The sequence below is a fragment of the Methylotuvimicrobium alcaliphilum 20Z genome (genome assembly GCF_000968535.2).
Taxonomy (GTDB): Bacteria; Pseudomonadota; Gammaproteobacteria; order Methylococcales; family Methylomonadaceae; genus Methylotuvimicrobium; species Methylotuvimicrobium alcaliphilum.
The window spans coordinates 3638538-3660419 of the sequence record NC_016112.1; the positions used below are offsets into that span (position 1 = coordinate 3638538).

Here is a 21882-nt window from a genome sequence, read left to right on the forward strand (position 1 = left end):
GCTCGATTGGCAGGTGTCGGCGGCAGGGCAGATTCCGCCGTCAAGCCTAGATGGAAGTATTCACGGAGTCCTGTCAAGCGAGTGACCGAACCCTCAACAAAGCTCATAGCTCCAGGACGTTATTTATAACGAAATCCTAAGATCAAATCCTTAAAGATTTTTAAGGTAAAACCAATTTCGATACCGCCGTCATTAAGGTCTGCGGCTGAAACGGCTTTGTCAACCACGCCTTAGCGCCGGCCGCCTTCCCTGCCTGTTTTTTATCTTCGGCGGCTTCAGTAGTCAACATCATCATCGGCGTAAACTTATAATCCGGTAATTTTTTCACTTCTTGCACGAAAGTAATGCCGTCCATATTCGGCATGTTGACATCGGTGATAATCAGATGAATTTTTTGGCCTTTCAGTTTGTTTAGCGCGTCTTTTCCGTCGCATGCCTCTAAAACGTCGTAACCGCCGCCTTTCAACGCAATGCTGACGACCTGCCGGATAGAAGCGGAATCATCGACAATCATGATCGTTTTTGCCATGTTAGAAGTTCTCCTTGAATTAGAAAAAAGTAAGGTCGTCGGAATATTTCGACCGGTCATTAGAAGTTGTAACCGAAGCATGATTAATTAGCTCTTCGGGCATCGTATAACTCAGCTCCATTGTCGATAGGGTTTGTTCGACGTTAATCATATCGGCATGACGCTTATGTCCGGCTCCTTGCGTTTTTTCGATAGTATTTTGCAGGTGTTCTAGATTATGTTCGACATGATCGAGCATCTGAGTGACTCGATCCTGGAATTGCAGCGCTGTTAAAACCGAATAAATTTGATCTCGGATTTGTTCACTATTATCCATTAATTCGACCGCATCATCTTTAAAAGCCGTCAAAGTCGTTTTGATATCGGACATGACTTGGTTGATCGCGTGGTCTGCGGAGCCGATATTTTGTTCGTCGCTTTCCGTCGACGACTCTGCCGTTCTCAGCGTTGTATTCATCGCTGCAATAATTTCATTGACCGTCCGACTAATTCTTTCACCGGTTGTCGATGAAAAGCCAGCCAGTTTTCTGACCTCGTCGGCAACGACCGCAAAACCGCGCCCGTGTTCCCCGGCTCTGGCCGCTTCAATCGCGGCATTCAACGCCAGCAAATTGATTTGCTCCGCGACTTTACGAACTTCTTGCGCCATACTATCGAGACTGTTGGTGTAGGTCGATAACTCTCTAACCTGATCGATCATAACTCGTTCGGCCTGATTGATCTGATTAAGGTTTTGAATAACGCCTTCCAAAGTCGCGCGGCTCCCGCTAAGCAAGGCATCGATATGATCTTCTTGATGACCTTGCTGCGTCTGGCCGCTCAACGCGTCGATTTGCGAAACCATGTTTGAAAATTGAACCGATAACGTGGTAATTTCCTGCTCGGTATGAGCACGGGAGGTCCCGACCTGACGAATAACGATCGGCACAACCTCCATAATTAGCTTTTCCAACTCGATCGAATATGCATTTGCGTCTTTCAGCTTGGCGCTTTCATCGTTTTTCCACTGGGCATCCAAATAATTCAAACTCTCTTGTTGACGCCTAAATAATGTTAACCCAATAACGAAACCGATTGCCGTAAGCATTCCCATTGCGATAAAGCCGGCGAGATTAAATGCACCTTGCCAAACAGCCACCAAGCCCCCAAGCAAACCCAAGCCTGCCGGCATGCTATAGAAGACGAATTTTCCGTTTGCGGCAATTTTTGGCGTGTTATCGGAAAAAGACATTAAATACTTCCTTTTTTGGCACTATTAAGTTAACAATATAGTAAGGTTTTACGCCACACAACACAATCAAGGATTCGGCAGCAATTCCCAATTTGGGGATCAAAAAGGGCTTGGAGTATGCTTGGCGAGGATGTCGGCAGCGGGACAGATTTTTGCTCCTCGGCAATTGCTCCTGCATTGCCCTAATACACGCCATCCATGGCGTAATGCAAAATCTGCATTCACGCCATCCATGGGCGCTTAGCTGCCGCCAAGCGCCCATGGATGGGTTTGCGGCGTTCCTCGACAGGCATACTCCATACCCTAAGATCGGCGAAATATTCAAACTGGGAATTGCTGACCGACCCCGCTACAAAACTCATAGCTCCGGGCTTTATTTTTTCACGAAATCCCAATGTTCTTTTTAGCCGTGATACGACTCATAATGATCAGTTATTGATAATAAGTAATAAATTTTATGGAACTACAAATTCACACTTAGCATGATTATTAATTTTTATAGTTCAACAACATAGACCGTAAGCACTACATTTGTTAAGGCTGGGCCAAGGATACAACGATTAGCATTTCACCCATTACTAAAAAAGAATTCGATTGCTTTCAGCGCTTGATTTACGAACACGCTGGCATCTATTTAGCACCCGAAAAAAAAGTCATGGTTGCCGGAAGGCTCGCCAAACGCCTGCATTTTCATGGACTGACTAGCTACGGGGAATATTATCGTCTACTGAGCAAACCCGAATTTACCGATGAATTTCAAATCATGGTTAATTTTTTAACCACCAATGAAACCTATTTTTTTCGCGAACCCAAACACTTCGAATTTTTGCGGACTACCCTATTAAAAAATTGGCAAGGAGAACACTTTAACGCCTGGAGCGCGGCTTGTTCCTCAGGAGAAGAGGCTTACTCTTTGGCGATGATTTTGGCGGAAACATTGGGTCGAAAGAAATGGGATATACTAGGTTCCGATTTGAGCACGCGCGTACTCGACACTGCTCGAAACGGCATCTACCCGATGGCCCGCTTAGAACAAATGGACCCTGCCTTGCTAAAAAAGTACTGTTTGCGAGGCGTACGCTCGCAAGAAGGCTTTTTCCGAGTCGACGAATCATTGATCGACCGAACGCACTTCGAGCAAATCAACTTGATGCAATCGCTACCTAACAAGCTTATCAAACACTTCGACGTGGTTTTTTTACGCAATGTTTTGATTTATTTCGATCAAAACACCAAAAAAGCGGTTGTCGAAAGAATCGTCAAAACATTGAAACCGGGCGGCTATTTTTTCATCAGCCACTCCGAAAGCCTGCATCGAATAACGTGCGATATGGAAATGATCAAACCGTCGATTTTCAGAAAAAAATGATCGTTCTACCTTACAAAGAAACTCGCCGCGTGATTATCGAGCCCGGCGAATACTATGTCAGCACTAACGGCGAATTAATATCGACCCTGCTGGGTTCTTGCGTCGCCGCTTGCCTCTTCGACCCGGTCAACAAAATAGCGGGTATGAATCACTTTTTACTCGCCTATCAGCATCATTCCAAAAGCCGTCCGATTATCGAAACCGAGGAAGGCCGTTACGGACTCTATGCCATGGAGCTTTTAATCAACGATATGATGAAAAAAGGGGCAAAAAAATCGCAAATCAAAGCCAAATGTTTCGGCGGCGGCAATGTACTACACTTACGTAGCGACAAAACCGATAAATTATCCGTTGGAGAAGTTAATATCGAATTTATCAAAACATTCTTGGCTCAAGAAAAAATACCGATACAGGCATCGAGCTTCGGAGGCACGGTAGGCCGTAGCATTCATTTCGTGAGTAGCGATTTTTCGGTATACGTCAAAACCATCGAAACCGCGCTTACACAACAACTAGAAAAACAAGAGCGCTCTTTTTGGAAAAAACGCATCGATGCACAAGAAAAAACTAAATCGGACGTGGAATTTTGGTAAGGCAATCAACTAATTTCCTAATTAGCAAGTTTCTTCAGCTAAAGCCCAGCATATCCCTAGCAGGACGGGGTTTGCAACCCCGTCCTAAACGTTTTGACTTTGGCCGAAGTCAGCCGAAATGTTTAGGGCAAACCGAAACGTTGGGGACGGGTTAAATAACCCGTCCCGCAGAAGTGGCTACGACTGGCCACTGCTCGGACAATTGGCTTCAGCAAGCTGAAGCATCTTGCTAATCAGGACTAATTTTGCCTAACCCCTTCATATAAAAATTCAAAGCATGAATATCATCAAAGTTTTCATCGTAGACGACTCGGCAGTCGTTAGACAGGTTCTCACACAATTGTTCGACAGTACTGCCGGCATCAAAGTTATCGGATCGGCGCCCGATCCGATTTTTGCCCTGCAAAAAATGGAAAAAGAGTGGCCGGACGTAATCGTATTGGATATCGAAATGCCGCGTATGGACGGCGTAACCTTTCTCAAGAAAATCATGCACGAACACCCGACTCCGGTCGTCATTTGCTCGACGCTAACCGAAAAAGGCGCTGAAGTGACGATGCAGGCAATGAGTGCCGGAGCGGTCGACATCATCACTAAGCCCAAGGTCAACCTACGCCACTTCCTTGAGGAATCCAACACGCTGATTATCGATGCCGTGAAAGCCGCAGCTCATGCCCGAGTCGGTAAAATAAAAAGCATGCCGTCAAGCACCGAGCCCAAACCGAAACAAAATGCCGATGCGGTCATCGCCCCTTCGCATTTAAAACCTCTGTCGGAAACGACCGACAGGGTAATTGCCATAGGCACTTCGACAGGCGGAACTCAAGCCTTGGAGTTTGTATTGACCAAACTCCCTAGAACCACGCCGGGACTGGTGGTTGTGCAGCATATGCCCGAGGCATTTACCGCTGCCTTCGCCAAGCGGCTTGACGGCCTTTGCCAAGTCTCCGTCAAGGAAGCCGAAACCAACGACCGGGTCATCCCCGGACAGGTTTTGATCGCTCCGGGAGGCAAACACATGCTGCTGCGCCGAAGCGGCGCGCAATATCGCGTCGAAGTCAAAGACGGGCCATTGGTCAGCCGGCACCGGCCGTCCGTGGACGTTTTATTTCGCTCCTGCGCTCAATCGGCCGGCCCGAACGCCGTCGGTATCATCATGACCGGCATGGGCGACGACGGCGCGAAAGGCATGAAAGAAATGTTCGATGCCGGCGCGTTCACCGTCGCACAAGACGAAGCTTCATGCATCGTTTACGGCATGCCCAAGGAAGCGGTGAAACTCGGCGGCGTCTCCAAAACTTTGCCTTTAAATTCGATACCTGAACTTATCGTCAACTCGTCAACCGGAACGCCTTTAAGCAGAGCTTCGAATACGGCAGAATGAGTATCGACAAATAAACCTAAGGATTTGGTTATAAATAACTTCCCTATTTTTGATTGAGGGTAGGCAGGTTCGGTAACTCGATTGGCAGGTGTCGGCGACAGGGCAGATTTTTGCTCCTGCAAAATCTGCATTCATGCCATCCATGGCAATCAGATTCCGCCGTCAAGCCTACAGGGACGTATTCACCCAGCACCTAAATTCCATAGTCCATTGGCTATGGTTAACTATCTTGGATAATTTAGGTGCTGGGTTGACGGCGTCCTGCCAAACGAGTTAACGAATCCTCAACAAAACTCATAGCTCCAGGACGTTATCTATCACGAAACCCTTAGTCTGGAAGCCTTATTCGGCGAGCCTTTCGTATAACCGATACGCTACCTCGCCGGCCGTTTTATCTTTTAGAAGCCGCCAGTTTTCAGGTATGTCGGTAAGATCGAGCCCGATTTCCGTTTCTAAGTAGATTTTAGCCCCCGCGGACAACCAGCCTTTATCTTCAAGCCATTGACAGGTTTGCACGGCGAGACCTTTGCCGAAAGGCGGATCGAGAAAAACTAGGTCGAACGATTCGGCGTCGCCTGCCAAGTAGCGGAAGACATCCTGATTGACGATTTTGATTCGGTCGGTCGATAAAACAACGGTATTTTCTTTTAAATAACGACAAGCCTGCGGGTTATTTTCGATCTGCACGACCGCTTTTGCGCCTCGCGACGCTGCCTCGAAACCCAGCGCGCCGCTACCTGAATAAAGATCCAGGCAGCGGCTGCCAAAAATATCGCTTCGCAACCAATTAAACAAGGTTTCCCGAACTCTTGCCGGCGTCGGGCGCAGTCCCGGTGCGTCGGTAAATCGCAGATTGCGACCGCGCCATTCGCCGGCGATGATTCTTAGCTTGTTTTGCACGGATTTATTGCGTTTCGCCGACTGTGATCGTTTGCAATAACTCGGCATCGACTCGCCGATTAAACGCGTCCTTGATATGCTCGACGGTCACCGCATTCACCTTCTCCTGAAAAGTTTCCAAGTAGTCGAGCGGCAAACCGTAAAATCCGATCATTTCAACATAGCCGATCATTTTGCTATTGGTATCGAAACGCATGACAAAACCGCCCGTGATGTTTTGTTTTGCGGCGGTAAGCTCTTCCTCGGTCGGCCCGTCCTTAATAAACTCGTTCAAGGTTTGATTCAAGACTGCCAACGCTTTGTCGGCTTGATCGGTCCGCGTTTGCAAACCCATCGCAAAAGGCCCTTTGCGATACATTGGGGCAAAATAGCTGTAGGTGTTATACGCTAGACCGCGTTTTTCCCGGACTTCCTCGAATAATCTCGAAACCAGCATGCCGCCGCCAAGAATATGATTGCCGACATATAAAGCAAAATAGTCGTCGTCATTGCGGTACGTTCCCGGCAGGCCGCTCATGACATGAGTTTGCGCGGAAGGAAATGCGATGTGTTCGCGGCGGCCTTGCTTAGGCATCGGCACTTCGGGCAATTCGGCGGGTTTCTGCCCGACCGGCAATTTCCCCAATAATCGCTCGGCGACTTGTTCAGCCTGTTTGCGAGTCAAATCGCCGACGATGGCTACCATCGCATTGGCCGCCACATAATACTGACGATAAAAGTTCTTAAGATCCTCGGCTTGCAAGGGTTCGACGGTCTCGATTTCGCCGGCACTCGGATGCGCATAGGGATGTTGCCCATAAACCGCTTTATAAAAGGCAATATCGGCCAAGGTTGACGGCGAAGATTCTCGGTGCTTTAAACCGGCCAACGTGCGCTGTTTTTCGCGCTGAAAATCGGCTTCCTCGAAGCGCGGTTGAGTCAGAATGGTTTGCATCGTTTCGACTGCTTTATCGAACAGTTTCGGCTCGGTCAAGGTCCGTAGCGACAGCCAAGCCATATCGCGTGACACCCCTGTCCCGAAACGTGCGCCGACGCTTTCGAAACGCTGCGCAATTTGGTCGGCATTCCATTCGCCGGCACCGGTATCGAGAAGCCCGGAAGTCAACGCGGCAATCCCGAATTGCTTACCGTCGCGGGCACTACCGGCATCGAAAGTCACCCGGATATCGGCCATCGGCAGATTTGGAGCAGGTACGAAATACACTCTAGCCCCCTGTTTGGTTGTCCAATGTTCAATGTTTTCCGCAGCCCAGGCGGACTGTCCTGTCAGTATCAATAACAGACTGATCAAAGCGATACGCATTATTTGCTCTCCTTAAGTTTTTCATTGCCGGTTTGTTCAGCGATCGGTTGCGGCACTAAATAGGCCACGCTCAAGTTGTTATCGGTAAAATATTTTTTGGCGACTTCTCGGACTTGCTCGGCAGTCACCTGATTGACCTTGTCGACATATTCGTCGGCTTTTTGCCAACCTAAACCGACGGTTTCATTGATGCCCAGTTGCATGCCTTGATAAAACATCGAGTCGCGCTCGTAGGTGGCATTCGCGAGCACCTGCGCTTTGATCCGCTGCAACTCTTCCGGTTGCACCAACTCATACTTGAGTTTTTCGATCTCTTCCTTTAGCGCCGCTTCCAATTCTTGGTGACTCTTTCCTTGTGCGGGCGTCGCGTCAAACATGAACAATTCATCGAGTCTGGAACTCAAGTTGTAGCCGGCTCCGGCCGCCACAGCGATCTGTTTACCCCTAACTAATCCGGATTCCAAGCGCGCACTGCTGCCGCCGTCCAAAATACCCGCCATCACTTCCAATGCATAGGCTTCCCACTCATGCTCGGCCGTGTTCAGCACAGGGACTTTATAACCCATGACCAGATACGGCAGCTTGTCGGGCAAATTGACGATCATGCGCCGAATGCCGAGTTGTTCGACTTCGGTTTGCGGCTTCACCGGCGTAATGTCACTGGGCTTAAGCGGTCCGAAATATTTTTCGGCCAACGCGAACACCGCTTTCGGTTCGACATCGCCGATGACGACCAAGGTAGCGTTATTCGGCGCATACCATTTTTGATACCAGGCCTCGAGGTCGGCAATCGTGTAGTTCTCTATGTCCGTCGGCCAGCCGATAATAGGGTTTTTGTAAGGGCTGTTCGAATAAGCCAGTGCGGCGAAATGCTCCTGGGTTTTGGAACGAGGCTTATCGTCGGTGCGCATCCGGCGCTCTTCGTAAACGACTTGCAGTTCCTTTTGCAATTCCTCATCCAGCAGCTTGAGATTACGCATCCGATCGGCTTCCAGTTTGAAACTGACTTCTAAACGGGATTTTTCCATCGTCTGAAAATAAGCCGTATAATCGCGACCGGTAAAGGCGTTTTCGTTACCGCCGTTGGCCGCGATGATTCGGGAAAATTCGCCGGGTTTGAGCTCGTCGGTGCCTTTGAACATCATGTGTTCGAGCATGTGAGAAATACCGGTAATGCCGCCCGGCTCGTAGCTGGAACCGACTTTGTACCAGACTTGGGAAACCGCGACTGGCGAGCGGTGATCTTCTTTGACCAGGATTTTCAAACCATTGTCTAAAATCCGCTCATGTACTTTGACCGCCGCTTGTGCCGGCAACAAAAACATGCCGGATAATACCGCACTCGCAATTTGCAACTTCATAACATCCTCTCTGTAGTAAGGTTAACGCGTCCGACTATTTGATAAATCAATAGTTCACTGTATTCTATAGCTTAATTCTATATCTTAATATAAATGTTGGAATATTTTCGATAATGACTAACCCATCCGCCCTGCTCTCCTGGCGTGACTATCTTGAACTGTGCAAACCCAAAGTAGTTGCCTTAATCGTTTTTACTGCCGTGGTCGGCATGTTGCTGGCCGTGCCCGGCATACCGCCCATCGACACTTTGCTTTACAGCACCGTTGGCATCGGACTCGCCGCCTCGTCCGCCGCGGCCGTTAATCACTATCTCGATCAGAATGCCGACGCTCTAATGGGCAGAACGCAAAACCGCCCATTGCCGAAAGGCTCGTTGGACTCAATGAATGTCATCGTTTTCGCATCGCTGCTCGGCTTATTATCGATGCTTTTATTGGGCTTCTTGGTTAATCCGCTGACCGCATTTTTAACCTTATTGTCGCTAATCGGTTATGCCATTATCTATACCGTGTATTTAAAACGCATGACGCCGCAAAACATCGTGATCGGAGGCGCGGCCGGCGCAGCACCTCCGGTTTTGGGCTGGTGCGCGATGACCGGCGAAGTCCATCCTTATTCGTTGCTATTGTTTTTAATCATCTTCGTTTGGACACCGCCGCATTTTTGGGCCCTGGCAATCGCCCGGCGCGAAGAATACGCGAAGGTGAAAATCCCAATGCTGCCTGTTACACACGGTCCCGAATTCACCAGACTGCAAATATTACTGTATACAGTGCTGCTCTTATTGGTGACATTGCTGCCTTATTTAACCGGCATGAGCGGGCTGATTTATCTCTCCGTTGCGGTTCCTCTCGGCCTCGGTTTTATTTATTATGCAATTTTGATGATGCGCCACAAGGACGATCGAACGGCAATGAAAACCTTCGGTTTTTCCATTATTTATTTGATGCTGATGTTTGCCGCGTTATTGATCGATCACTATGTCGTTATTGGATTGTAATCTGCCATGACAACACAAGAACATCCTTTCGCTGAATATATCCGCATTCTCGGTAAAGGCAAAAAAGGCTCGCGCCCGCTAACTCGAGAAGAGGCCTATCAAGCGATGCGCATGATTTTGGCCGGCGCAGTGCTGCCCGTGCAATTGGGCGCTTTTTTGATGCTGATGCGGGTTAAAGAAGAAACCCCTGAAGAGTTGGCCGGCTTCATTCAAGCCGCACGCGAAACTTTTAGTCCATTCGGCGAACCTTGCCCCGCCGACTTGGATTGGTCTTCCTACGCCGGCAAACGACGCCACCTCCCCTGGTTTTTGTTGTCGGCATTATTGCTCGCGGAAAATGGCATCAAAGTCTTCATGCATGGCGCCGGCGGCCATACCGAAGGCCGAATTTATACGCACGATGCTCTGAAATACCTCGGCATCGAGCACGCCGCCTCTTTACAAGAAGCGCGACAACAACTCGAAGAGCGGAGCTTCAGTTATTTGCCGCTGGAATACTTCTGCCCGAAACTTCATGAAATCATCGAATTGCGCCCGATCATGGGCTTGCGTTCACCGGTGCATACGCTCGCCAGAATGTTGAATCCTTTTAATGCCAAACACAGCATTCAGGCGATTTTTCACCCGGGTTACCGGCCGGTGCATCAGGAAGCCTCTTTGTTATTAAATGATCCTCATGTCGCGGTATTCAAAGGCGAAAGCGGCGAAGTCGAACGCAATCCCGACGCCGATTGCTTAGTGCAAAGCGTTCATCACGGCGAATTAATTGACGAACAATGGCCGAGAATGTTCGAGCGTCGCCATGTTAAATCAGAAACACTCGACCCTAAGCAGCTCGCTGCAGTCTGGCAAGGCGATATCGAGGACGAATACGGAGAAGCGGCCGTTATCGGTACCGCGGCGATCGCTTTGAAGCTGCTAAGCAAAGCGGAAAGTCAAGAACGCGCTATGAAGATGGCCGAAGATTTCTGGCGGGGACGCAAGCCGTTTGGATGATGGCCTGCGGAGAAAGTCGATTTAATGGGTGGCAACGACTCCCTTTTGATTGAAAAAGCCGTTTAAGCAATTACCCTTTAACCATACCCGGATTATGAGGGGAAAATCTCGGAATACCTTCAACAAAGGTTTTTTCCAAGTAATTGTATTCCAAACCTAATAAGGTATTCCCGTCCTGGTAAGTCACCCATACGATCTTAACTTCGCCGAGAAGATCGAGTCTTTTAAAGTTGAACGCGGCAATTGCCCCAGGCTCCACGTCAATACGCTCCGGTAACGTGACCATTAAGCCGTCTACCGACACATTAACCGTGTTGAAATGGTAATTATGGCCGTTAAGGATTATGAGCCCTGGCGCCTCCAATTTTTTCCTGTAGGCATGCCTTGCATAAAACAAGTTTTCTACATCATGCTCGACATTTCTAAAATCCAACGCCAAATAAATCCGACCGTCGATCATATCGGCTCGAACAATTTCGGCTTCGCCGGCAAGTCGCATTTCTTGCAGGTAGATATCGACGATAGGGGATTTCTGTACTGATTTAAACAGATCTTCAACATCATTAATGCGTTCATAATCGTTCAATTCAGCCAAAAGACCGGTGATCGAGATGTTGCTCAAGGTCATCGGAAGTTCAACCCCATCCAGATAAATTAATCCATGGGAAGTTAGTTTTTTCCGATAATGGCGTTTTTCGTATGGCATTGTTAACCTATATTACTTTCACTATTGAAAATATGAAGCCGAAAGAAACCGGTATCAATACCAGTCGCCCCTCAAATTTCGGCAGTGCCTTAAATGTAACTATTCAGTCCCCCGGAAATTATCATTCCCACGCTCTGCGTGGGAACGATAGGGGTGTGTGAATAATTACCCTTAAATTGCTGACAATAACCGGAAAATAAACAGCGCTATTTTGTATTTCCAAATCGTAAAGGGCAAGCCTTGTGCTCTTATAATTAAATTAAATAATGACTAGTGTAGACTATTATTTTCATTTTTCGCTTCGAATCTCGTCTTTCAGAATTTGATTGTCTATTTTTTATGCTGCTATCCATTCGATCGTTAAAAATAATTTTAACGGCTATCTCGTTTTTTATTTTACAAGGCTGTGCCACTGCTCCGCCTAAAAACACAGAAAACATTTGCGAAACTTTCAGAGAAAAAAGCAACTGGTACAAACACGCCAAAACCTCTTATGAAAAATGGGGGGTCCCTATTCCCGTCCAAATGGCGATCATACATCAAGAATCTCGCTTTGTTGCCGACGCCGCCCCGCCAAGACGGAAATTATTAGGGTTCATACCTTGGTTTAGAAAAAGTAGTGCCTATGGATATGCTCAAGCATTGGACGGTACCTGGGGCGACTATATGAAACATAACCGTCGCTGGAGCGCCGACCGCGACGACTTTGCCGATGCGGTCGATTTTGTTGGCTGGTACAATTACATGAGCTATAAAAGACTCGGACTCGCAAAATCAAATGCTCGGCAACTATACCTGGCCTATCACGAAGGTCATACGGGATACCGGCGCCGAACGTTTTTACAAAAACCCTGGTTACTAAAAGTTGCCGAAAAAGTCGACCGCAAAGCCCGTATTTACGATTCGCAATTAAATTCATGCCGGAACGAATTTGAAAGCAAAAGCTGGTTTTTTTGGTAAACTATATCCCTTGTTCACAGTTGCGAACAAGCCGCATCACCGGCAAAAAAAGGACAAACCGGTATTGGAGATAGAAGGCGCTAATCTGCTCACATCTGAGCAAGAAGAATTAGCGACTATTTATTCGGATTAAAAGATCAAGCTTCTTGACTTTTTTATCGTAACTTCTCCAAAAATGGATACACTTCCTTATAACTCACGACAGGAGGAAAAAATCTGTGACTAAACTGCATATTCGCGTTTTTTCAGTTTTTACCGCTATTATCATAGGATTTACGATGTTCTCAATGGCCAATGCGACCACCCCACAGGAAAATAAAGAAGCAGGAGAAGCCTTTCTTGCCGAAAACGCTAAAAAGGCCGGCATAAAAACCACAGCGAGCGGCCTTCAATATGAAGTTTTAAATGAAGGAAACGGAGCCACGCCAAAAGCCTCCGATAATGTAACCGTTCATTACAAAGGCACCACAATTAGCGGCGAAGAATTCGATAGTTCCTATGGCAGAGGCGAACCGGCTACATTTCCGTTAAACCGAGTCATTGCCGGCTGGACCGAGGGACTGCAGTTAATGAAGGAAGGCGCTAAATACCGTTTTTACATACCCTCCGATTTGGCTTATGGCGAACGCGGCGCCGGCCGCGCGATTGGCCCTAATGCCACACTCATATTCGATGTTGAACTAATAAAAGTTCAATAGAATCAAAATAATACGGCGAATTTGGTAAGAATGTCGACATCTGGATGATGGGCTGTATATCAGCCCATCATCCATGGCCGTACTATCACAGAGCTTAGCAGGACGGGGGCTTACAACCCATACGCATCAAGCTAAGCACAGATCCCCGCTGCTAAATCGCTACCAATCGCTTCCGGCGGGTCTAAGCAGCGTAGCGCAATCCGGGAAGCTCGAAGCTACGCAATTCCCCTACTCCTCCTGCGGGACGGGTTATTTAACCCGTCCCCAACGGTTTCGGTTTGCTTCGGCCACGGTTGAAACGTTTCGGACGGGGTTGCAAACCCCGTCCTGCCAAGTCACCAGGTACGCACAGCATACCCTACAATTCACTTTGGATTTATCAGTCTTTCCTGTATGACGGGTGTTTTCAACTATGATCGCAAACAGAGCCTTTATCTAGCTCCATGCAAACGAATCAATAGTACGGCCTCATCACGACTAATTCCGAATTTTTGAATCAATTCAGCCGCATCGGCTCCGCTTCGCACCTTTTGAATGATCGCGTGATAAGGCTTCGCTTCTTCCTCTCTTTGTTCAAAGTCGTTGATTTTTTCGTTCAATTCCTTGAGTAATTCAGCAGTCTCGGCTAATCGGTTATCGATACCGACCGATGCCGAACATAAGCCGACAATATCTAAATTATGATTATTCAGATGTTCGGCCAAGGCTCGATAGTTGCGCTTAAGCTTAATATGATCGACTGTTAACCATACCAGCAAAATCGACATAACGCTCAGTACGGCAAGACCGGCATATAAAATCTCATTCATCAAACAACTTCGTCGATATGCTGAGCTGGCCCTGTATCGTCTTGCTGCTCCGATTCAGAACCCTTTTCCTGCTCGTTTTGTTGTTTTTTCTTACCCGGTCGATCTTCGTCATTAGTGACTTTTGCCGGTTTAATAACCGGATATGTCGGTACTATCGGTTGTATTTCGATCATAACCGCCTCTCTTAGCCGCGGCTCAAGGAAGTTGATGTTTTCAGGTTACAATTAACTTCAAAACATATCCAATTCCGCTTTCTCTTCATCGCTTAAAAACTTATTTAGGTCGACTAGAATCAATAATTCATTATCTCGGCTAGTCACCCCTTGAATATACCTAGAAGTTTCTTCATTGCCGACGTTCGGAGCCGTTTCAATATCGGACGATCTCAGCTCGACGACTTCGGCAACGCTATCGACTAAGATGCCTATAATATGCGATTCGGTTTCGATTATGACAATGCGCGAATTATCGTCGGTCTCCTTCGACATCAAACCGAATCGATTGCGCGTATCGATCACCGTTACAACATTGCCTCGCAAGTTAATGATGCCCAGCACATAAGACGGCGCACCGGGAACCGGAGCGATTTCTGCAACCCGCAATACCTCCTGCACTTGCATGACATTGATGCCGTACTTTTCATCACCGAGACGAAAAGTTACCCATTGCATCACCGGATTGTTTTGTTTCGTATCGAATTCACTCATTCGCGATCACCGCTTCATTATTTAAAGTTATTATTTTTTGCAAACCGTATCCGCCCCTATCTTTTCTGTCGTCACTGGACGCTGGAGCGTCCAGGGCCGCATTCCCACGCTGGAGCGTGGGAACGATAACCTTTCACCTTTCGCCTTTCACCTTTCACCTTTCACCTTTAACCTTTCACCTTTTTACCTTTCTTCGCGGCGTCAACTGTTTGACATCGATCACGGCGGTCAATTCCTCGATTACCGTTCCGATCAACCATGGTCGCTGTTTACGATGGGTTCGCCAACGAACTTGCTCGGGGCGAACTTTGCCGATCGACAAAAGTTCATCGCAAGCCAAGCCCCAATTGCCATCTTGGGTAATTAACATGCTTTTAAAAGGCTGCTCGATTAAGTTTCGTTTATTCGCATAGCCTTTTCCTAAAATTAATTGCCCGGAATCGAGAATACCGATTTTTCGTTCCTGGTCTTCCAGCAAACCGATAAACCACGAGGGTTGCCCAGGGATTTTAGTAATCGTCTTATCGAATTTAACGGCTCTGGACAATTCAACCAAAGGAGTTGCCAGTATCAGCTGGCCTATTCTAAAAAATAAGGCTTGGAATTCATACTGCGCCCAAGACGGCATCACCGCAAGCGGCATGGTGGGCTTTGGAACCAATTGCAGTTCAACCAAGGCCGACGTCTTGGCAATGGTCTCGCTTTTTTCCTTTATTTTCGATTCGACGCGCGCCGTCGGTATGGGCGCTTTGGCCTCAGGTTCCGGTGGCATAATCACTTCAGATTCTTCAGTCGGCATTTCCTCCAGCAGGGTTTTTAAATAGCTGTCGAGAGCCAGTTCCTGGTGAATAACCTGTTGTTCGATATCCAAGTTGTTACCGTTAAGCCCCTTCATTAAACTGCCGCCGTTTCTTTGACAGTTTGATTATCATGCAATAACAAGCGATCCAGCAAAGCCGAGTAAGCCTCCACGGCTTTCGATTCCGGCCAATAAATCGATAGCGGTATACCTTGCGTACTGGCATCCCTGATTTTTGTATCGATCGGTATGATCGAATCCCAAAGATAATCCGGATATTGCTGTTTCAACACCCTAAGACTTTCTTGAGCGGCGCGCGTTCGTTTATCGAACATCGTCGGTACAATCGTGTATCGAGGCGCATGGGTACGTGACTTATAAACCATATTGAGCGTATGCATCATACGCTCGAGTCCCTTGACGGCTAAAAATTCGGCTAACACCGGCATAATTAATTGCTGACAAGCCGCCAGTGCATTAATCATCAACACACCGAGCATTGGCGGACTATCGATGATGACGTAATCGTAACGGTCGGATACCTTGGCTAAGGCATTGTTGACTACCAATCCCATACCGCCCATCGATGCGACCTGTCGGTCCAACGTTGCAATCGCGGTCGCGGCCGGCAACACAAACAAACCGTCGAATTTAGTTTCTACGATATAAGGTTCGGGCCCCGCGTTTTTCTTTTTCAAACTGGCATCATGAAAAAGATTGTATACGCTGGCCTTGACTTCATCGGGATTCATTTTGAAATAACTCGTCAATGCGCCGTGCGGATCGAGATCGACCAATAATGTCCGAAATCCCCAGGAAGACAATAAACCGCCGAGCGTAACGACAGTCGTCGTTTTGCCTACACCGCCTTTCTGATTGGATACCGTCCAGACCTTCATAAAATGCCTTTCAACCTAAATTCATTAGCCAAACCGCAAAAAATCGGTTCTCGAAGTTTTTCCTTGTTCCCACGGTCCTCCGTGAGAGCAAAGAAGGATATACCCGCCACTATGGAGAACGCTGAGCGTTGTTCATTTCAGCTTCGGTAACCGGCGATATATTCAGTAACTTCGCTCTTTCTTCGTCATCCGCGCCGTAACGAGCAAAAGCATGCGACATCAACACCACCACAACTCTTCTATTTTGAAATCGACCTGCCTCGCTACTGTTATCGGCTATCGGATGAAATTCTCCATAGCCGACCGCCGATAATCGTGACGGCGCTATCCCTTCGTTGACGAATTCCCTTACTACGCTGGTCGCTCGCGCCGAAGACAATTCCCAATTGGATGGGAATTTAACGGTACTAATCGGAACCGTATCGGTATGACCTTCGACATTAATGACATTCGGCATGCGTCTGACAATTTCCGAAACTTTTTTCAACACCGGTAACGCTTTTGGCGATAACTCAGCCTCGCCGCTCGCGAATAACAGTTCGCTATTCATTTCTAGCTCGATCCAAAAGTCATGTTTTTTAACCGCCACCAAATCCTTTTCGATAAATGGCGCCAAGACTTCCGACATTTGTTCGGACGCTTCTATCAAATTGCGCCGCTCACGCAGGATTTCCTCACTTAGCTCATGTTTTTTTTCAACCTCTTCCAAAGTCGGATGAGGTAGCTCGATCGGCTGAACAGTCATGGGTTCTTCACCGATCTGGATCGGCTGCACCACGGTAAAGGGAGTGCCTTCTCTATCGGAAATCGCCGATTCCGATTGCCTTTTCGAAAAGGCCTCCCCCAATGAGTCGGACAGTGTCTTATATTTACCTTCGTTGACCGACGAGATCGAATACATCACAACGAAAAACGCAAATAACAAAGTAATAAAATCGGCATAGGAAATCAGCCATCGCTCATGATTTTCAGGTTCGGCCAATTCTTTTTTTTTGCGCCGCATCACGTCCCCTCCGAGCTAATCCTGGTTTTCGAGTAATTATTAAGCATAAGTCATGTATGAGAAGGTGTCAGGCATTGATTTATAAGGCTGTCTACAACAGGACGTTGCAGTCAGAGCTTACAGGGATGTATTCACGCGTCCTTAGAAATCAATGCCTGACACCAACCTACCGCATGCGCTGAATAGTTACGTTTTCGATTAAAAAACCGGATAATTTCAATTCGATATTTTTTGGATTTTCTCCCTCGGCAATCGCGACGATGCCTTCAACCAACAATTCCTTAGCCTGCGACATCGTCAATATTTGCATCTTCAATTTGTTTGCAACCGGCAAAAAAATCAGATTGGCAAAGCCAACGCCATAAATCGTCGCAACAAACGCCGTTGCAATACCGGATCCCAGTAAACCTGGCTCGGCCAAATTTTTCATGACATGAATGAGACCGATCACGGCGCCGAGAATACCGATTGTCGGCGAGTAGCCGCCCATGGCTTCGAATACTCTAGCAGCCTGCAAATCGCTAAATTCCCGAGTATTAATCTCTAATTCCAAACAATCCCGAATCACTTCCGGTTCGCTACCGTCGACTAAAAGCTGCAAACCCTTGATTGCGAACGGATCGATTTCGGTATCGAGAACCGATTCCAAACCCAGTAGCCCCTCTTTTCTGGCCAACGCGCTCCATTCGACCATTTTGTTAACTTGTTGCTCAAGCAATTGATTTCGGGGCCTGAAGACCCATAAACTGATATTAAGACCTCGTAAGAATACTGTCGGTGGAAATTGCAGCAATGTCGCCCCTAACGTACCTCCTAAAACGATCACTAAAGCCGGTCCATTTAGCAGTGCTTCGGCATGTCCGCCGTCCATTATCGTTCCGCCGACGATCGCCACGAAACCCAACACCACACCAATGAGACTTAAGTAATCCATTAAGTGATCCGACTTAATTGCCGTCCTATTTCATCGAGGCTGTAAACATTATCGGCCAAGCCTGCATCGATAACCGCTTTGGGCATACCGTATATCGTGCAACTTTCCTCGTTTTGCGCCCAAACTATCGAACCGGCTTGTTTCAGTTTTCGAGCACCTTCTTTACCATCCGAACCCATACCGGTTAAGACAACCGCCAACACGGCATCGTGAAAATGCCGAGCGACTGAAGCCAGTGTAATATCGGCACACGGGCTGTAAATCTCTCCGGTTATTTTCGGCCTTAAAACAATCGACTTACGCACGCCGGAGCCTTTGAATTCCAATTGCATTCCACCTGCCGCAACCAACGCTGTTCCCGGCGCCAAGATATCGCCATCGCGTGCTTCCCTCACCTTGATACGGCATAATTGATCCAACCGCTCCGCAAAACTAGCCGTGAAGTTTTGCGGCATATGTTGAACAATGATTACCGGCAACGGGCATGACTGCTGAACTTGACTTAACACTTTCTGCACCGCAACAGGACCGCCGGTCGAGGCAGCAATCACCACGATGCGTAACGCGCCGAATTGTTTCGCTGTTTGTTGAATTCCTTGCTTAACCGGTTTTTCGAGCGATTTTTCTGCCTGTTCGGTTGCATCCTTAGCCAGCGCTGCGCCGCTGCTTCTTGTTTTGCTTTTTCCGGTTTGCAAGGCAACCATGCGCACCCTTCGCCGAAGCAAGCGTTTGGCCGTTTCTCGGTCGGCATCGATCTCATCCAATCGCTTCGGTAAAAAATCCACCGCGCCGGCATGCAAGGCATCCAGTGTCGCTTGGGCGCCTACCTGAGTCATTGCCGAAAACATCAAAATAGGGGTCGGCGTTTCCGCCATGATGCGCTTAACCGCAGTAATGCCGTCCATCAACGGCATCTCGATATCCATCGTTATGACATCGGGCGATAAGGCAGCCGTCAACCTAATCGCTTGCAAGCCGTTATTGGCGATACCCACCACTTCAAATTCGGCGCGTCCTCCGCTATCTTTCGACTCCTCAAGGATTTCTTTGATTCTTTTACAAATGAACCCGGAATCGTCGACTATCAATACCTTAACGGCCATGAACTTCTAATTACTCCCTTTATACTCAAAAAATGGCTAACTTTGTAAAGGTATGGGTGTGGCTAGCGAGGATGTCGGCAGCAGGACAGATTTTTGCTCCATGCAAAATCTGCATTCACGCCATCCTTAGCGTTCGATTGCTGCCGTCAAGCCCCCATGGATGGGTTTACCCAGCACCTAAATTCCTTAGTCCCCATTGGCTATGGTTAACTGTCTGGGATAATTTAGGTGCTGGGTGAACGGCGGTCCTCGATAGACACATCTCATACCTTTTATTCTTAGACGGTTTTTCGATCAAAAGGGAGTATTAGCTTGCATATCGCTTCATTAAACCGGGCACGTCGAGAATCAGTGCAATGCGCCCGTCACCGGTGATCGTCGCCCCCGAAAGCCCGTCCAAACCTTGCAATTTCGCGCCCAAAGCTTTAATGACAACTTCTTCCTGACCAATTAATTGATCCACGACAAAACCGACTTGACGCCCACCGGCATTGACCACGACCACATGCGCAGAAGCTTTTTTATTAAGTACATAATTCGGATCCTGCACGAGCCATTCGCCAAGATAAAATAGCGGTAAGGCTTTGTTTCGAACCATGACGACCTGCTGCCCATCTACGACATTAGTCACACGCAGATCCAGATCGAGAATTTCCATCACGCTACCCAACGGTAATGCGAAGGCTTGATCGGCCAGTTTGACCATCAATGTCGGCATGATCGCAAGCGTCAAAGGTACCTTGATGGTAATCGTGGTACCAACGCCTTCCTTTGAATCAACCTCGACCGCACCGTTCATTTGAGAAATGCGGGTCTTTACAACATCCATACCGACGCCTCGTCCCGAAACATCGGAGATCTCGGATTTGGTCGAAAATCCGGGCATAAAAATTAAATTAAAACATTCGCGTTGATCCAGTCGAGCGGCGGTATCGGCATCCATTAAACCCTTTTCGACGACTTTGGCACGCAAAGCATTGGCATTCATGCCCTTGCCATCATCCTTAATCGATAACTCGATATGATCGCCTTGCTGCGAAGCGGTCAACACGACTACGCCTTCGGCCGGCTTACCTGCCGCAGCCCGCTCTTCCGGGCTTTCGATACCATGATCGACCGAATTTCTCACTAAATGCACCAACGGGTCCGCCAAAGCCTCGACTAAATTCTTGTCGAGATCGGTTTCTTCTCCAACCAATTCCAGCCTTATCTGTTTATTCAGGCTACGCGCCAGATCCCGGACCACGCGTGGAAAACGACCGAATACTTTTTTAATCGGCTGCATTCGAGTTTTCATGACCGCTAATTGTAGATCAGCTGTCACTACGTCGAGATTGGCAATGGCCTTGACCATCTGATCATCGCTATCGGATGCGGATCTAAGCGTCTGAAAACGATTTCGCACCAAAACCAATTCGCCGACCATGTTCATGATATCGTCGAGCACCTGAGTATCGACTCGAACGGTGGGCTCGATTTGCGGGGCGCCTGAAGGGGCTGCTTTTGAAGCGGCGGGCTTTGGGTCTTTAGTGTCATGCTGCTCAATTGAACTAGCAGCGGACGATGACTTATTAGCAGGCGACGGCTTATCTTTATTATCGGGAACAGATTCGGCGACAGGTTGCTTTTCCGGCGCCTTAGGTGCTTGATCGCCGGTTTCAGCAACTACTGAAGGGTTGAACTTCCCTTTACCATGCAATTGATCGAGCAAATTTTCGAATTCGTCTTCGGTAATTTCATCGGAATCCGAAGCCGCCGACACCGATTTGTCGGCAGGTATCGATACCGTTTCGGCACTTTCCGATTCGACTCCTGCATTCGATGCGGTTTCGCTTCGATCGGATTTGGGCGATGTCGGCGCCCCCCCTTTGCCATGTAATGCATCGAGTAGTTGCTCGAATTCATCTTCGGTAATTTCATCGGCAGCCGAAGCCGGTTGCGACTCGCTGTGCGTTATTTTAGGCGCGGTCGGCGAAGCGCCTTTACCATGCAAGGTATCGAGCAATTGCTCGAACTCTTCCTCGGTGATTTCATCGGAGCCTGAACTATCGCCAACGCCTTCAGATTCCTCGTCGGCCATATTCAGCATCGATTCGAATTCTTTCTCGACAATATCGATTTCATCGGCGGAGGCAATAGGCGATGGCTCTTGTTCTTGCTCTTCCACGCCCCTTTGTTTGGGCGCTTCTGCTTCGGATGCTTTGCCTGGGGACGTAAAAGCCTGAAGTTTGCTCAGCAATGCCGGCGATGCCGGTTCAGGTTCTTGTCCGGCACGGATCTGACCGAACATTTCGTTAACAATATCCAGCACCTGAAGCACGACATCCATTAATTTAGGATCGACTTCTCTATCGCCTTGTCGAAGCACATTAAAGACATCTTCAGCTTTATGGCAAACTTCAACCAAGGGGTCTATCGCTAAAAACCCGGCACCGCCTTTGACGGTATGAAAACCTCTAAATATGGCATTGAGTAAATCGTAATCATTGGGCATCTGCTCAAGTTGAACCAACTGCTCGCCCAATAATTCAATTATTTCACCGGATTCGACTAGAAAATCCTGTAAAATTTCGTCGTCCAGATCAATCGCCATAATT

At 48.0% G+C, this 21882-nt stretch carries 22 protein-coding genes; 7 read left to right on the forward strand and 15 right to left on the reverse strand.

The genetic code is table 11. The annotated features are described in order from the left end of the window. Window positions 1-160: 160 nt before the first annotated feature. Window positions 161-529, reverse strand: coding sequence for a response regulator (locus tag MEALZ_RS15300; RefSeq protein WP_014149557.1), 369 nt, complete (start codon window positions 527-529; stop codon window positions 161-163). Between the two features lie 19 nt (window positions 530-548). Next, complete coding sequence (locus MEALZ_RS23810; protein ID WP_014149558.1) at window positions 549-1760, reverse strand: methyl-accepting chemotaxis protein; 1212 nt, start codon at window positions 1758-1760, stop codon at window positions 549-551. Between the two features lie 607 nt (window positions 1761-2367). On the opposite strand from MEALZ_RS23810, the gene MEALZ_RS15310 reads away from it, so the two are divergent. The 3 genes from MEALZ_RS15310 to MEALZ_RS15320 all read left to right on the forward strand — a co-directional run bounded on the left by MEALZ_RS15310 (window position 2368) and on the right by MEALZ_RS15320 (window position 5106). Continuing rightward, complete coding sequence (locus MEALZ_RS15310) at window positions 2368-3129, forward strand: CheR family methyltransferase (RefSeq protein WP_231692876.1); 762 nt, start codon at window positions 2368-2370, stop codon at window positions 3127-3129. Then, window positions 3126-3722: a chemotaxis protein CheD gene (locus MEALZ_RS15315; protein WP_014149561.1), complete on the forward strand. Its 597-nt coding sequence runs from the start codon at window positions 3126-3128 to the stop codon at window positions 3720-3722. The genes MEALZ_RS15310 and MEALZ_RS15315 overlap by 4 nt, the downstream gene beginning before the upstream one ends. 277 nt (window positions 3723-3999) lie before the next feature. Further along, on the forward strand, window positions 4000-5106 hold the full coding sequence (locus MEALZ_RS15320) for a protein-glutamate methylesterase/protein-glutamine glutaminase (protein WP_014149562.1): 1107 nt from the start codon (window positions 4000-4002) through the stop codon (window positions 5104-5106). Between the two features lie 342 nt (window positions 5107-5448). Here MEALZ_RS15320 and rsmD read toward each other — a convergent pair whose 3' ends face one another. Genes rsmD through MEALZ_RS15335 form a run of 3 tightly spaced genes read right to left on the reverse strand, consistent with a single transcriptional unit; the run spans window position 5449 to window position 8670 of the window. After that, window positions 5449-6006 (reverse strand): 16S rRNA (guanine(966)-N(2))-methyltransferase RsmD, encoded by a 558-nt coding sequence (gene rsmD / locus MEALZ_RS15325; protein WP_046061630.1) that lies wholly within the window; start codon window positions 6004-6006, stop codon window positions 5449-5451. A 4-nt stretch (window positions 6007-6010) separates the two neighbouring features. Beyond that, the gene (locus tag MEALZ_RS15330; protein WP_014149565.1) at window positions 6011-7309 is read right to left on the reverse strand and encodes a M16 family metallopeptidase; all 1299 of its coding nucleotides are present in this window, start codon (window positions 7307-7309) and stop codon (window positions 6011-6013) included. Further along, window positions 7309-8670 (reverse strand): M16 family metallopeptidase, encoded by a 1362-nt coding sequence (locus MEALZ_RS15335; RefSeq protein WP_014149566.1) that lies wholly within the window; start codon window positions 8668-8670, stop codon window positions 7309-7311. The genes MEALZ_RS15330 and MEALZ_RS15335 overlap by 1 nt, the downstream gene beginning before the upstream one ends. Window positions 8671-8780: 110 nt before the next feature. On the opposite strand from MEALZ_RS15335, the gene cyoE reads away from it, so the two are divergent. Together cyoE and MEALZ_RS15345 are read left to right on the forward strand one after the other, a co-directional pair. Further along, window positions 8781-9671 (forward strand): heme o synthase, encoded by an 891-nt coding sequence (gene cyoE, locus MEALZ_RS15340; RefSeq protein ID WP_408607057.1) that lies wholly within the window; start codon window positions 8781-8783, stop codon window positions 9669-9671. Window positions 9672-9677: 6 nt separating this feature from the next. Next, on the forward strand, window positions 9678-10667 hold the full coding sequence (locus MEALZ_RS15345; protein WP_014149568.1) for a glycosyl transferase family protein: 990 nt from the start codon (window positions 9678-9680) through the stop codon (window positions 10665-10667). Between the two features lie 70 nt (window positions 10668-10737). On the opposite strand, the gene MEALZ_RS15350 is transcribed toward MEALZ_RS15345, so the two are convergent. Continuing rightward, a complete protein-coding gene (locus tag MEALZ_RS15350) occupies window positions 10738-11373 on the reverse strand; it encodes a PilZ domain-containing protein (protein WP_014149569.1) in 636 nt (211 codons plus the stop codon). Window positions 11374-11712: 339 nt separating this feature from the next. On the opposite strand from MEALZ_RS15350, the gene MEALZ_RS15355 reads away from it, so the two are divergent. Continuing rightward, a complete protein-coding gene (locus MEALZ_RS15355; protein ID WP_014149571.1) occupies window positions 11713-12333 on the forward strand; it encodes a transglycosylase SLT domain-containing protein in 621 nt (206 codons plus the stop codon). Between the two features lie 278 nt (window positions 12334-12611). Continuing rightward, window positions 12612-13031, forward strand: coding sequence for an FKBP-type peptidyl-prolyl cis-trans isomerase (locus MEALZ_RS15360; protein WP_332881506.1), 420 nt, complete (start codon window positions 12612-12614; stop codon window positions 13029-13031). A gap of 431 nt (window positions 13032-13462) precedes the next feature. Here the strand turns inward: MEALZ_RS15360 and MEALZ_RS15365 are convergent, their stop codons facing one another. The 9 genes from MEALZ_RS15365 to MEALZ_RS15400 all read right to left on the reverse strand — a co-directional run bounded on the left by MEALZ_RS15365 (window position 13463) and on the right by MEALZ_RS15400 (window position 21878). Next, a complete protein-coding gene (locus MEALZ_RS15365) occupies window positions 13463-13840 on the reverse strand; it encodes a DUF2802 domain-containing protein (protein WP_014149573.1) in 378 nt (125 codons plus the stop codon). After that, entirely contained in the window at window positions 13840-14013 is a 174-nt protein-coding gene (locus MEALZ_RS22800; RefSeq protein WP_014149574.1) for a hypothetical protein, read from the reverse strand. Before MEALZ_RS22800 ends, MEALZ_RS15365 begins: the two co-directional genes overlap by 1 nt. Window positions 14014-14070: 57 nt before the next feature. After that, window positions 14071-14547 (reverse strand): chemotaxis protein CheW, encoded by a 477-nt coding sequence (locus tag MEALZ_RS15370; protein ID WP_014149575.1) that lies wholly within the window; start codon window positions 14545-14547, stop codon window positions 14071-14073. 175 nt (window positions 14548-14722) lie between these two features. After that, window positions 14723-15442, reverse strand: coding sequence for a chemotaxis protein CheW (locus tag MEALZ_RS15375; RefSeq protein ID WP_014149576.1), 720 nt, complete (start codon window positions 15440-15442; stop codon window positions 14723-14725). After that, entirely contained in the window at window positions 15442-16245 is an 804-nt protein-coding gene (locus MEALZ_RS15380; RefSeq protein ID WP_014149577.1) for a ParA family protein, read from the reverse strand. Before MEALZ_RS15380 ends, MEALZ_RS15375 begins: the two co-directional genes overlap by 1 nt. 109 nt (window positions 16246-16354) lie before the next feature. Then, entirely contained in the window at window positions 16355-17248 is an 894-nt protein-coding gene (gene motD / locus MEALZ_RS15385) for a flagellar motor protein MotD (protein WP_014149578.1), read from the reverse strand. A 166-nt stretch (window positions 17249-17414) separates the two neighbouring features. Then, on the reverse strand, window positions 17415-18182 hold the full coding sequence (locus tag MEALZ_RS15390) for a flagellar motor protein (protein ID WP_014149579.1): 768 nt from the start codon (window positions 18180-18182) through the stop codon (window positions 17415-17417). Further along, complete coding sequence (locus MEALZ_RS15395) at window positions 18182-19285, reverse strand: protein-glutamate methylesterase/protein-glutamine glutaminase (RefSeq protein ID WP_014149580.1); 1104 nt, start codon at window positions 19283-19285, stop codon at window positions 18182-18184. Before MEALZ_RS15395 ends, MEALZ_RS15390 begins: the two co-directional genes overlap by 1 nt. 307 nt (window positions 19286-19592) lie before the next feature. Beyond that, window positions 19593-21878 carry a chemotaxis protein CheA gene (locus MEALZ_RS15400; RefSeq protein WP_014149581.1) on the reverse strand — a complete coding sequence of 762 codons (2286 nt, stop codon included), beginning with the start codon at window positions 21876-21878 and terminating at the stop codon, window positions 19593-19595. Window positions 21879-21882 lie beyond the last annotated feature (4 nt).